This window comes from Paracoccus sp. AK26 (genome assembly GCF_011801365.1).
GTDB lineage: Bacteria > Pseudomonadota > Alphaproteobacteria > Rhodobacterales > Rhodobacteraceae > Paracoccus > Paracoccus aerius.
Window position 1 is genome coordinate 546,056 of the sequence record NZ_CP041041.1, and the last position, 12,362, is coordinate 558,417.

The window sequence follows — 12,362 nt, forward strand, 5'->3', positions numbered from 1 at the left end:
CCCATGACCACATCCGCACCAGACCGCCCCGCCCTGACCGACCGCCCCGCGCTGCTGCGCCAGAGGGACCGGGCGATTCGCCAGGGATTCGTCGATGTGCTGCACCGTCTGGCCGCCGACGAGATCCAGGATAGGCTTTCCGAGGTTAAAAGAAGGTTTACGGCCCCCGCCCTGGTCACGGGCTTTCCCAGTTTCTGGGCCGATGCCTTCCCGGATGCGCGCATCGTTCCCGACGATCCCGTCCTGGATCTGCAGGCCGGGGCCCATGACCTGGTGATCCATGCGATGGCGCTGCACTGGGCGGATGATCCGGTGGGCCAGATCGTGCAATGCGCCCGCGCCTTGCGCGAGGACGGGCTGTTCATCGCCGTCTGCTTCGGCGGCCAGACCCTTCAGGAACTGCGCGCCGCCCTGGCCCAGGCCGAGGTCGAACTGACGGGCGGGTTGTCGCCGCGCGTCCTGCCGATGGGCGACATCCGCGACATGGGCGCGCTGATCGGCCGGGCCGGGCTGGCCCTGCCGGTGGCCGACCTCTTGCCGCAGAGGGCGAGCTATCGCGACCTGTTCCACCTGGCCCATGACCTGCGCGCCATGGGCGAGGGGAACGCGATGGCGGCCCGCCTCCGCCGCCCGACGGGCCGGGCTGTGCTGGCGCGCGCCGCAGCGATCATGGCCGAACACCATGGGGACCGCGACGATCCGTCCCGTATCGCCACGACCTTCGATCTGGTCTTTCTGACCGGATGGTCGCCTTCCGAAACGCAGCCGAAACCGTTGCGGCCCGGTTCGGCCACCACACGACTTGAAGACGCGCTGAAAGAAATCAGGACCAAGAAGACATGAAGCCAGCCCATGCGCCCGCGGACCACCCCTCGATCCCCAAGAAGAAGACCGGCATCCTGATCGCCAACCTGGGCACGCCGGACGGGTATGACTACTGGTCGATGCGCCGCTATCTGAACGAGTTCCTGTCGGACAAGCGGGTGATCGATTTCCCGGCATGGAAGTGGCAGCCGCTGTTGCAGGGCATCATCCTGACCAAGCGGCCCTTCACCTCGGGCAAGAACTACAAGCTGATCTGGAACCAGGAAAAGAACGAAAGCCCCCTGATGACCATCACCCGGTCCCAGACCCAGGCGCTGCGCGAGCGCGCGCAGGCCGAATGGGGCGAAGGGGTCATGGTCGAGTTCTGCATGCGCTACGGCAACCCCTCGACCCCCGACGTGCTGGACCGGATGGTCAAGGCGGGATGCCAGCGGATCGTCTTCCTGCCGCTTTACCCGCAATACGCGGGCGCGACCTCGGCCACGGCGAACGACCAGTTGTTCCGCGCGCTGATGAAGCAGAAATGGCAGCCCGCGGTGCGCACGGTCGAACCCTATTTCAACCGGCCCGATTACATCCAGGCGCTTGCGGCCTCGGTGCGCCGCGCGCTTGGCGACAAGGTCCCCGCCAAGCTGGTCGCCAGCTATCACGGGATGCCGAAACGATACCTGCTGGAGGGCGATCCCTATCACTGCCAGTGCCAGAAGACCTCGCGCCTGCTGAAAGAGGCCTTGGGCTGGCCCGACGGCGTAATCGACACCACCTTCCAGTCCGTCTTCGGGCGCGAGGAATGGCTGCGTCCCTATACCGTGGAACACGTGGCCGAACTGGCGCGGAAGGGCATCACCGACATCGCGGTGATTTCGCCCGCGTTCTCCTCGGACTGCATCGAGACGCTGGAGGAGATCAACGGCGAGATCCGCGAAAGCTTCGAACACGCGGGCGGCAAGGACTTCACCTACATCCCCTGCCTGAACGACGACCCCGAGCATATCGAGGTGATGCTGAACGTGCTGCGCGAGAATCTGTCGGGCTGGGTCTAGATCGGGTCCGAAGGAAACGTGATCGCCCCTGTCCTGCGGGGGCGGAACCGCTGCCGGGGCTTCCTGTTGGGTTTCCGACGCAAAGGAGGACCCCATGACCAAGCATGATGCCCCCGCAAGCGCGGAAGAACAGCGCGCCCTGAGCCGCGACGAGCAGGACCTGGCCGACCAGGCCCGGCAGCCCGCGCTTGGCCAACTGAAGGACCGGGACCTGTCGGATCTGGTGTCGCGATTGCGCGACCGGCGCAACCGCGCCCGCGACCTGGGAAACAGGCAGGGCCGAGAGGCGCGCGGCAAGGCCGACCCCTCGGGCGCGACGGCGGCTGGCGGAAACGAGGGGATGCGCAGCAAGCTGGACTACCTCAACGATGCGCTGGACCGCGCCACGGCCGAACGCGACCGCCGCAAGGCCGACGGCCCGGCCGCTGGCGATCGTCCGGATCAGGTGGAGCTTGCGCAAAAGGCCCTCGCGGCGAAACAGTCTGCGGCGGGCGGGCCTTCGGAGATGCGAGAGAAGGGTGCCCCGCTGCATCCCAACGATCCCGATGCCGACCAGGGCAAAAGGGCCCTGGCTGAAACCGAACGCAGAACCGCGCCTTCAGGGGCCTTCGATCACGCGGGCGATTTGCCCGCGCGGGAACGGTCCCGCACGCGCCATTGATCACCCGAGGCCGATCATGACAAAGGCCACCAGGATGCTGGCGGCCTTTTGAATTACAAATGACGGCCAGCCGCGGTCAGATCACCAGAACCTGCGTGCCGATCTTGGTCAGGCTGTATAGTTCCTGGATATGTTCGTTATACAGCCCGATGCAGCCATTCGAGGACTTGCGCCCGATCTTGCGCGTGTCATGCGTGCCGTGGATCCGGTAATACTGCCACGACAGCCACAGCGCATGGGTCCCCAGCGGATTGTCCGGCCCCGGCGGCACGAAATCCGGCCATTCCGGGTTGCGGGCCTTCATCTCGGGCGTGGGGGACCAGCTTGGACCTTCCACCTTCTTGATGATCTCGGTCCGGCCGGTGCGGGTCAGATCCTCGCTGACCGGGATGGACGAGGGATAGACCTTGTAGGTGTTGCCGTCCTCGGACCAGAAATGCACGGCGCGCGAGGTCAGGTCGCACAGGATCGCGCCATTGGTCAGGTTCTGGAAATGCGGCCGCCAGTCCTGGCCCTGGAAGCTCGAAATATTGTGCCGCTGGTCGGCGTTCGGATCGTATTGCACGGCGCCCGCATCCGGCGTGGCGCCGGGAATTGCGCCCTGGATGGGCTGGCCCGTATAAGGGTCGAATTGCTGCGCAAGCGACGGCAACGCCAGACCGGCGGCACCAAGCGCGGCGGCCGAACCCAGGAAGGTCCGGCGGTTGATCGCAGATGACTTGCTCATCGTCACATGTCCTTCGAAGGATGGCCGTTCTTGCTGGACGGCCTTGCCACTCCGCCTCATGCGGCAGGAGATTTGTATAGGCCCCGGCAGCGATTCCAGCAATTCAAACTCATGTGGAGGCGCTGATGTCACAGCCCCGGCTTTCACGAATTCGTGGGTTTGATCGGGCCGACGCTATTCGATAGATCTTCACGCAAGAAGATACGAGGGATGGCGGAAAAATGCCGAATATCAAGGTGATCGCGACCCTGTCGCTGATGGCACTGGCGGCCTGTCAGCCACGCAGCCTGCCTCCGGTCGCGCCGGGCGGGGGGGCGATGCCCGCCGGCAACCAGATCGGCGCCGCCGAGGAACAGCAGATTCCGATCCGCGTGTTGCAGCAAATCAACACGCTGCGGGCAAATATTGCCGTGCCGCCTCTGGTGCTGAACCCGCAGCTGTCGGCAGCCGCCCTGGCCCATTCGCGCGACATGTCGGCGCAGAACCGGGCTTGGCACTGGGGATCGGACGGATCCTCGCCCCTGGATCGGGCGCGGCGGGCCGGGTATTTCGGCACCATCATTGGCGAGAACATCTCGGAATCCTACGAAAACGACATCCAGACCCTGACCGCCTGGATGGGCACCCGCGACACCCGCGACGTGATCATGGATCCGGCGGCCACGAACCTGGGCTTCGCCTTCTACCAGGAGCCGTCGGGCAAGCTGTGGTGGACGCTGCTGACCGGCAGCTGAACGCAAAAGGCCCCGGACATCCGGGGCCTTTGTCATTCGGGCCGTCGCGCCCCTTCAAGGGTTGATGACGATCGGAATGCCGGGCCGCAGCATGGCATAGACTTCCTCGATCTCTTCGTCCTTCACGGCGATGCAGCCCGCTGTCCAGTCGCGGTTGGTCTGGGCGAAGCGGTTACCTTCGGGGCCGCGGCCGTGGATGAAGATGTCGCCGCCCGGCTGGCGTCCCAGGGCCTGCGCCAGGGCCGCGTCGCGTTCATTGGGATAGGACACGCCCACCGAAAGGTGATAGCGGCTGCGCGGGTTGAAGCGGTCGATGAAATATACGCCTTCGGGCGTCTTGCCATCGCCCTCGAACTGCTTGTGGCCCACGGGCACGTTGCCCAGGCCCACGTCATAGGATTTCAGCACGGACTGGCCGTGCAGAAGATACATCTTGCGCGCACCCTTGTTCACCACGACCTGCGTGACGGCCGGGCCGTTATAGGCGCGGAACTTGCTGGGCGGCTTGCCACATGCCGCCAGAAAGGCGAGCATCGAAAATGCGACGGCGCGGCGCGTTGGCTTGAACATCACTGCCTCTGACGTTTCTGGATTTTTTATGGATGCTAGATAGCACAAACCATCGTGATCTGCCTAGGTTCTGACGAACTCGGCCACCGTTTCGACATGGGGAGACCAGCGAAACTGATCGACCACGCGAAGCCGTTTCAGCACAAAGCCACCGTCGGCAAGAAGCTGCGCATCCCTTGAGAAATTGACCGGATCGCAGGATACGAACGCGATCCTGCGCACCGTCGAGCAGGCGATTTCCCGCGCCTGAGCCTCGGCGCCGGAGCGGGGCGGGTCGATCACAATCGCGTCAAAGCGGTTCAGTTCATCCGCCAGAAGCGGGCGGCGGGCCAAGTCACGATTCTCGATGGTGATGCGGTTCAGCCCCGGTGCGGCGCGCCAACCGGCATCAAGCGCGGAAAGGGGCGCGGCCAGCCCCTCGACCGCGTGAACCGTGGCCGTCTCGGCCAGGGGCAGCGAAAAGGTGCCGCAGCCCGAAAACAGGTCCACGATCCGCGCGGCCCCTGCGGTGACGTCGCGCACCGCCGCCAGCAAGGCAGCCTCTCCCTCCGCCGTGGCTTGCAGAAAAGCGCCCGGCGGCGGGACGACCTGCGCGCGGCCCATCGGCAGGGCCGGCGGGCGGCGCGTGATCGACTGGACCTCACCTGCCTGATCCTGCCAGGTCAGGCGGGCAAGGTCGCCTTCCTCGGCCAATGCGGCAAGGACCTGGAACAGCGCTGGCTCCATCGGCTTGCCGCCTGCAACCGTCAGATCCAGCCCTGCCGGGCCGTGGATGACGGTCATCGACAACTCGCCGCTGCGCGAGGCGCCAGCGACGGTGATGCGGCGCAGCAGGGGCAGGACGGCGGTGATCTGGGGCCGCATGACGTGGCATTCGGCCAGATCGACGATCACGTCGGACGCGCGGGCGTGGAAGCCGACAAGCGCGCCCTTCTTCGTCCGACGGCCAGACAGAACCGCCCGCCGCCGGGACATGGGCGGCGAGACGTGAACCCCCTCGACCGGCGCCGGCAGCCCGCGCGCCGCAAGGGCGGTTTCGACCACCTGCCGCTTCCATGCGGTGGCGAAGCCGTCGCTTGCGTGCATCAGCGAGCATCCCCCGCAGGCGCGGTAATGGGCGCAGATGGGGCGCACCCGGTCAGGAGAGGGCGTCAGGATGCGCGGGGCAGGGATGCGGTCGCCCTGCGCCTCGCCCTCGATGGCCTCGCCGGGCAAGGTCAGGGCCGCAAGCGCGCGGCCCGCGTCGCCATGGGCCACGCCATCGCCGCGGCGGCCCAACCGTTCGACATGCCACAGGCTCATTCCGCCGCTTCCTCGGTTCCCAGAAAGCCGCCCGATTGCCTGTTCCAATAGCGCGCGTAAAGCCCCCCACGCGCCAGAAGCTGGTTGTGGCTGCCCTGTTCGACGATCTGGCCGTTGTCCATGACGACGATCCGGTCAAGTTCGGCGATGGTGGACAGGCGGTGAGCAATGGCCAGCACGGTCTTGCCCTTCATGGCGCGGACCAGGGCGTCCTGGACCTGGGCCTCGACCTCGCTGTCCAGGGCACTTGTCGCTTCGTCCAGGACCAGGATCGGGGCGTCCTTCAGGAAGGCGCGGGCCAGCGCGATCCGCTGGCGCTGCCCGCCCGACAGCTTGACGCCCCGTTCACCCAGATGGGCGTCATAGCCCCGCCGCCCGGCATGGTCCTGCAGCGTCAGGATGAAGTCATGCGCCTCGGCCGCGCGGGCGGCGGCCTCGATTTCGGCCTGCGTGGCGCCGGGACGGCCATACAGGATGTTGTCGCGGGCGGATCGGTTGAACATCGCCGTTTCCTGCGTGACCATGCCGATCTGGCGGCGCAGGCTTTCCTGGGTGACCTGCCGCAGGTCGTGCCCGTCGATGCGGATCGCGCCCTTTTCCACGTCATAAAGCCGCAGCAGCAGCGCCACCATCGTGGACTTGCCCGCCCCCGAGGCGCCGACGATGCCCACCTTTTCGCCTGCGCGGATATGCAGGTCGATATCGGCAAGCCCCCCTTCGTCGCGGCCATAGGCAAAACCCACATGGTCGAAATCGACCTGCCCCGCGACCCGTTCCAGCGGCACCGCATCCGGCGCGTCGGTCAGGGCATGGGGCGGGGACAGGGTCTTCATGCCGTCCTCGACCTCGCCCACGCTGCCCCAGATGCCCATCAGCGCCATGCTGACCCAGCCGGTCATCTGCGACAGGCGCATGGCGATGGCACCCGCCGCCGCCACGTCGCCGGGCGTCGCCTGGCCCTGCCGCCACAGCATGATCGACCCGCCGACCAGGATCACCGGCAGGATGCCCGCGATGACCATCAGCGACATGCGGAAGGTGCTGCTGACCACGCCGAAATCCAGCGCCCGTTCGCGAAAGCCCGCCATGGCGCCAAGGGCCGCGCGATCCTCGTGCTCGGCATGGGCGAACAGCTTGACGGTCTTGATGTTGGTGATGGTATCGACGACCTGGCCCGTAATCATCGCGCGGGCCGATGCGCGGGCGCCGGATTTCGCCCGGATGCGCGGCAGGAAAAAGCGGATCAGGCCCAGATAGGCCAGCATCCACAGGATCAGCGCGACCGCCCCCCAGGTATCGACCGACACCAGGAAGGCCGCCGATCCCAGGACCGAGGCCAGCGCGAAGGCCACCACGTTCACCATCTCGGACGCGACATCGGTGACGGCGCGGGCGGTCTGCATCTGCTTTTGCGCCAGGCGCCCGGCGAAGTCGTTGTCGAAGAAGGCGACAGAATGGCCCATGGTCCAGCGGTGGATCCGCGACAGGACCAGGGGCAGGACGTTCGGTCCGATGATGACGCTGCTGGTGGCGGTGGAAAAGCCAAAGATCAGCGGCCGCAGCAGCAGGAAGAAGCCCGCGAACGCCGCGACCAGCAGGCCGTTCTGACCCCAGAAGGCGCCAGGATCGCCCGTCGCGATGGCGTCCACGACCCAGCCCAGCAGCACGGCCGCCACCACGTCGGCGACCCCGCCCAGGGCCGAGGCGATGCCGGCCAGCGTCAGCCCACCCCATGCGCCAGACAGGCACCAGCGGAAGAACGCCAGAAGGGTGGCGGGGGGCGGGCCCTCCGCCGGGCGGAAGGCATCGATCAGGCGGCCAAGCCGGTGGTGAAGGGTCATTGGCTTTCTCCGGCAAGCAGGGCGATGTCGATCAGGGCGGGGACGGGCATGGCAAAGCCCGCCTCGATCCAGGCATCCTCGGCCGCTTTCAGCGCGCGTCCAAGGGCCGGGCCCTGCAGGCGCGGCTGCAGGTCGCCGGCCGTGATCGGCAGCGGGCGCGCGGCGGCCTTGGCCTCGGGCCAGCCGGGGCGCGTGCCGCGAGGGCCCGTCTGGACCAGCACAGCCGCGGCGTCGGCCAGCTCGCCCGCCAGGCGATAGGCAATGCGGTCGAAGGACCAGTCCTCGGCCAAGGCCGTCACCAGGATCCGGTGGTCGCGTGCATCGGCGCGCGACAGGCGCAGCGCGTCGGCCAGATCGGCCTGCGACAGCGCCGCCAGCCGCGCAAGCCAGTGCGTCGAGGGCGCGAGCGCCGCCAGACGGTCGGGCGTGGCATGGGGCAGCACCTCGGCCAGCACGCCGGATTCCGCCATCAGCCGGATCGCGGGCAGGGGATCGGGGGCCATCAGCAGCTTGCGCAGTTCCTGCCCGATACGTTCGCGAGAGATCTGCGCCAGCCCATCGCGCCCGTCGCGGCAGGCGGCAAGGGCTGCCGGATCCGCGTCGCGGCCATACCAGGCCAGGAAGCGGAAGAAGCGCAGGATGCGCAGGTAATCCTCGGCAATGCGCTGCGCGGGATCGCCCACGAAGCGGAGGCGGCGGGCATGCAGATCCTCAAGCCCGCCGACAAGGTCGATGACGGTGCCGTCGCGACCCGCGTAAAGCGCGTTCATGGTGAAGTCCCGGCGGTGCGCGTCCTGGGCCAGGTCGTCCGAAAAGGCCACGACGGCGCGGCGACCGTCGGTTTCGACATCGCGGCGCAGGGTGGTCACCTCGAACCCCCGTCCGCCTGCCACGACCGTCACCGTGCCGTGGTCTATGCCCGTGGGCACCGGCTTCAGCCCTGCGGCTTTCGCCAGGTCGCTGACCCGGTGGGGCGGTGCGTCGGTGGCCAGGTCCAGATCGCCCACGGGTTCGCCCAGAAGCGCGTTGCGGACCGCGCCGCCCACCAGCCAGGCGCGATGGCCCCCCGCCTCGACGGCGGCGAAGATCGCCTGCAGGTCCGCATCCTGCAAAAGGCCGACGGGAAGCCGCGTCACGCCTGGATCCCTTTCGCAAGGCCCAGCAGGATCCGCGCCGTCGCGCCCCACAGGTAATAGGGGCCGAAGGGCGCGGCGTGATAGCTGCGCCAGCCCTCGCGCCAGCGTCGGCGTTCCACCCGATAGCGGGCCGGGTCGGCGACATGGGCGAAGGGCAGGGTGAAGGCCTCCTCGACCTCGCGGGGTTCGGGGCGGGGCTGGAAGGGGCCGCGGATGATGCCGATGACGGGGGTCACGGCAAAGCCCGTCACCGTGCGATGCGGGGGCAAGGAGCCCAGCAGGTCGACCTGCGCGGGGTCAAGGCCCACTTCCTCCTGCGCTTCTCGCAGCGCGGCGGCGGTCGGATCGGCATCTGCCGCGTCGACCTTGCCGCCGGGCAGCGCGATCTGGCCGGGATGATGGCGCAGTCCCGACGCGCGCTTGGTCAGGACCAGCCGCCCGTCGTCGGCGTGGAACGCAGCCAGCACGCCGGCAGGACGCAGATTGGCCGTAGGGGGGGCGACATCCGGGTTCAGGTCGTAATCGGAGGTTGGCCCGGCTGCGACGGACAGGGCCAGGCGCAGCCGATCCTCGGACCAGTCGGGGATCACTCGGCCGCCCTGTCGGGCAGGGGCTGGCCGTCGGCGTCCACGGTAGCCTCGAAGCCAAGGCTTTGGGGATCGAACTCGTAATGCGCGCCGCAGAACTGGCAATCGGCGGTCACGATGCCCTCGGGCGTGGTCATGTGGGCGATGTCCTTGGCCGAATAGATCGACAGCGTGTCGCGCACCCGGTCCGAGGTGCAGGAACAGCCGAATTCCACCCGCTGGGTGTCGAAGACGCGGGGTTCTTCCTCGTGGAACAGGCGCAGAAGCAGGTCGGTGGGGCCGACCGAGGGGCCGATCAGCTCCAGCACCTCGACGGTGTCCAGCAGAAGGTTCGCCCGGTTCCAGTTCTCGGATGCCGCGCCCTGCAGGATGTCGGCCGCCTCGATCAGACCGCCCTCGCCGCTGCCGCCCTCGCCCGACTGCATCGGCTGGGCGGGCAGGGTTTGCAGCATCACGCCGCCGGCGCGCCAATGGCCGGTCTCGCCCGTCAGCCGGGAAAAGCCGCTGGCCAGCTGGAACCGCGTCGGCAACTGTTCGGATTGCGCGAAATAGGTCTGCGCGCAGGCCGACAGCGACCCGCCCGACAAGGGCGTGATCCCCTGGTAGGGCAGCGACCCCTGGCCCTGGTCGATGAGGATCGCGAAATACCCCTCGCCCACCTGTTCGAAGGGGGGCGGCTGTCCAGACGGTCGGCGTCGAAGCTGGCCCAGGCGCGGATCCGGGCGGGCGCGCCGTCGTGTTCGGGGGCGTAATAGTCGGCGGCGAGCGTGCGGATCGCGCCATTGCCGCGGACCTGAAGGCTAAGCTTCCACCGCAGCTTCACGGTCGGGCCCACCAGGGCCGCCAGCAGCGCCAGTTCGGCAACCAGGGCGCCGACCGAGGCCGGATAATCGTGGCGTGACAGGATATGGTCCAGCACGCCGTCCAGCCGCGCCACGCGGCCGCGAATGTCCGAACGGTCCAGTTGGAACGGCAAAACCGTGTCGTCCCACGCGATCTGGTTGATCTTGCTCATGCGGTGATTCCTGAAATCGGTTCGGGCCCGCAAGGGGCGGGCCGGGTCGCGACCAATATAGGGGGTTTGCCGGCAATCCCAAGGGGGCCGCTTTCCCGCCGTCCCGCCCTGCGCTAGAGACAGGGCAGACAAGCCGAGGTTTCCATGATCCGCCGATACGGCAATCCCCCGCGGCCGGGGCAGCGTCACCACCTGCGGCCCGGCGCCTATGGCCTGCTGGTCCGCGACGGGCGGCTGCTGCTGACCCACCAGGCCACGCCCGAGCCCGAGTTCCAGTTGCCCGGCGGCGGCATCGACCCCGGCGAAACCGGCCTGCGCGCCCTGCACCGCGAGGTTTTCGAGGAAACCGGCTGGTCCATCGGCGCCGCCCGCCACCTGGGAAGCTATCGCCGCTTTGCCTTCATGCCGGATTACGACCGCTTCGCCGAAAAGCTGTGCCATGTCTGGATCGCCCGGCCGGTCCTGCGCCTGTACGCGCCGATCGAGCCGCATCACAGCATCCGCTGGGCCGGCCCCGACAGGGCGATGGACCTGCTGGCCGATCCCGGCGCCCGGGCCTTCCTGCGGCGTTTCCGCCACCTGGTCTAGCGGCGGGGCAGGGGCACCGTTTCGGCCGGGGCGAGATATTCGATCAGCACGGCCGACATGTCGTCCTGCCTTTCGCCGCGGCAATATTCCGACACCGACCAGGCCATCGATTCAAGGAACACGTGCCCGCCCAGGAAGGCATTGGTGCGCAGGATGGCCTCGACCCCGTCGTCGCCCAGCAGCCGGCCGGCGGGGCTGGTGGCCTCGGTGATGCCGTCGGAGCAGATCAGCAGGCGGTCGCCCGGTTGCAGGGTCACGTCGATCTCGTCGAAGATCGGCTTCTCGAAGACGCCTATGGGCATTCCGCCGTTGCCCAGGGGCCGCACGGATCCGTCGGCGCGTTGCAGGAAGGGATGGGGATGACCCGCCTGCACCATCCGCAACCGGCCCGTCACGTGGTTCAGGTCGCCATAGATCATGGTGTAATAGGTATCGGTCGCCATCTCCTCGAGCATCATGTTGTTGAAGAAATGCGCCAGGGCCGCCGGGCTGACCGCATCGGTCCCCGTCTGGGCCGCGCGCAGGGCCACGTTCTGGTCGGCCGATCCCGACAGGTGGACCGACAGTTGCGCGGTCAGCAGGGCCGCCGTCACCCCGTGTCCCGACACGTCCAGGGCATAGATGCCGACCCGATCCTCTCCGATGGGGAAGAAACCGACCAGGTCGCCGCCGATATGGCCCGCGGGTCGCAGCAGCAGCGACAGCTGGACCGGCCCGAACCGGCCCGATCGCTGCTTGACCAGCCCCTGCTGCAGCTTGCGCGCCTCGGCCAGGTCGCGGTCGATCGCGGCCTGGGTGTCGCGCAGCCGGTCAAGGGCGGTGCGAAGCTGGGCATTGCTGGCGCGCAGATCCTCCTCGACCCGCAGGATGCGTTCGCCGGCGGCCAGGCGGACCAGCAGGTCCTGCGTCGTCACGGGCTTGGCCAGGAAATCGTTCGCCCCCGCCTCGAGCCCCTGGGCCACGTCCACCTCGTCCTGGGCCGAGGTCAGCAACACGAAATAGCCATAGTTTCGCCGTTCGCCCGCACGGAAGGCCCTGCACAGGTCCAGTCCCGATTCCATGCCCGCACGACCCGGGATCGACCAGTCGGACAGCACGATGTCGGGTTCGTTCCGCTGGCACAGTTGCAGCGCGTCCGCGACCGAGCCTGCCTCCATCACCTCGTAATGGGCACGGCGCAGCTGGATCGAGAAGATGCGTCGCTGCGCGGCATTGGGGCTTACCAACAGGACACGCCGAACCAGCCGGGTGGCGGGCGGCTGGCTGGGGGCAAGCATCTGGCGATTCGGGCGCTTCATGCCCAGGTGATAACCCCCGGACCGTAAAGACCGGG

General features: G+C 67.9%; 12 protein-coding genes and 1 pseudogene. 5 read left to right on the forward strand and 8 right to left on the reverse strand.

Translation table 11 applies throughout. The annotated features are described in order from the left end of the window. Positions 1–3 precede the first annotated feature (3 nt). The 3 genes from FIU66_RS02665 (at position 4) to FIU66_RS02675 (ending at position 2,529) form a co-directional block, all read left to right on the forward strand. Positions 4–843 carry an SAM-dependent methyltransferase gene (locus tag FIU66_RS02665; protein WP_167621270.1) on the forward strand — a complete coding sequence of 280 codons (840 nt, stop codon included), beginning with the start codon at positions 4–6 and terminating at the stop codon, positions 841–843. After that, positions 840–1,868, forward strand: coding sequence for a ferrochelatase (hemH, locus tag FIU66_RS02670; RefSeq protein ID WP_167621271.1), 1,029 nt, complete (start codon positions 840–842; stop codon positions 1,866–1,868). The genes FIU66_RS02665 and hemH overlap by 4 nt, the downstream gene beginning before the upstream one ends. A 94-nt stretch (positions 1,869–1,962) precedes the next feature. Further along, a complete protein-coding gene (locus FIU66_RS02675; protein WP_167621272.1) occupies positions 1,963–2,529 on the forward strand; it encodes a hypothetical protein in 567 nt (188 codons plus the stop codon). A 76-nt stretch (positions 2,530–2,605) separates the two neighbouring features. Here FIU66_RS02675 and FIU66_RS02680 read toward each other — a convergent pair whose 3' ends face one another. Then, entirely contained in the window at positions 2,606–3,256 is a 651-nt protein-coding gene (locus FIU66_RS02680) for a L,D-transpeptidase (protein WP_167621273.1), read from the reverse strand. Positions 3,257–3,477: 221 nt separating this feature from the next. On the opposite strand from FIU66_RS02680, the gene FIU66_RS02685 reads away from it, so the two are divergent. Then, complete coding sequence (locus tag FIU66_RS02685; RefSeq protein WP_167621274.1) at positions 3,478–3,990, forward strand: CAP domain-containing protein; 513 nt, start codon at positions 3,478–3,480, stop codon at positions 3,988–3,990. A gap of 54 nt (positions 3,991–4,044) precedes the next feature. Here the strand turns inward: FIU66_RS02685 and FIU66_RS02690 are convergent, their stop codons facing one another. From FIU66_RS02690 to FIU66_RS02715, 6 genes and pseudogenes are all read right to left on the reverse strand, one after another. Continuing rightward, complete coding sequence (locus tag FIU66_RS02690) at positions 4,045–4,560, reverse strand: murein L,D-transpeptidase family protein (RefSeq protein ID WP_191308561.1); 516 nt, start codon at positions 4,558–4,560, stop codon at positions 4,045–4,047. Positions 4,561–4,623: 63 nt separating this feature from the next. Then, on the reverse strand, positions 4,624–5,862 hold the full coding sequence (locus FIU66_RS02695; RefSeq protein ID WP_167621275.1) for a class I SAM-dependent RNA methyltransferase: 1,239 nt from the start codon (positions 5,860–5,862) through the stop codon (positions 4,624–4,626). After that, positions 5,859–7,703: an ABC transporter ATP-binding protein gene (locus FIU66_RS02700; protein ID WP_167621276.1), complete on the reverse strand. Its 1,845-nt coding sequence runs from the start codon at positions 7,701–7,703 to the stop codon at positions 5,859–5,861. The genes FIU66_RS02695 and FIU66_RS02700 overlap by 4 nt, the downstream gene beginning before the upstream one ends. Next, positions 7,700–8,839: a CCA tRNA nucleotidyltransferase gene (locus tag FIU66_RS02705; RefSeq protein ID WP_167621277.1), complete on the reverse strand. Its 1,140-nt coding sequence runs from the start codon at positions 8,837–8,839 to the stop codon at positions 7,700–7,702. Before FIU66_RS02705 ends, FIU66_RS02700 begins: the two co-directional genes overlap by 4 nt. After that, a complete protein-coding gene (locus FIU66_RS02710) occupies positions 8,836–9,429 on the reverse strand; it encodes a CoA pyrophosphatase (RefSeq protein ID WP_240544721.1) in 594 nt (197 codons plus the stop codon). Before FIU66_RS02710 ends, FIU66_RS02705 begins: the two co-directional genes overlap by 4 nt. Then, positions 9,426–10,441 (reverse strand): annotated as a pseudogene (locus FIU66_RS02715) (Hsp33 family molecular chaperone HslO). The gene FIU66_RS02710 and the pseudogene FIU66_RS02715 overlap by 4 nt, the downstream one beginning before the upstream one ends. A 144-nt stretch (positions 10,442–10,585) precedes the next feature. Here FIU66_RS02715 and FIU66_RS02720 point away from each other — a divergent pair. Continuing rightward, positions 10,586–11,029: an NUDIX domain-containing protein gene (locus tag FIU66_RS02720; RefSeq protein ID WP_167621278.1), complete on the forward strand. Its 444-nt coding sequence runs from the start codon at positions 10,586–10,588 to the stop codon at positions 11,027–11,029. Here FIU66_RS02720 and FIU66_RS02725 read toward each other — a convergent pair. Then, positions 11,026–12,306 (reverse strand): PP2C family protein-serine/threonine phosphatase, encoded by a 1,281-nt coding sequence (locus FIU66_RS02725; RefSeq protein WP_167621279.1) that lies wholly within the window; start codon positions 12,304–12,306, stop codon positions 11,026–11,028. The genes FIU66_RS02720 and FIU66_RS02725 overlap by 4 nt on opposite strands. Positions 12,307–12,362 lie beyond the last annotated feature (56 nt).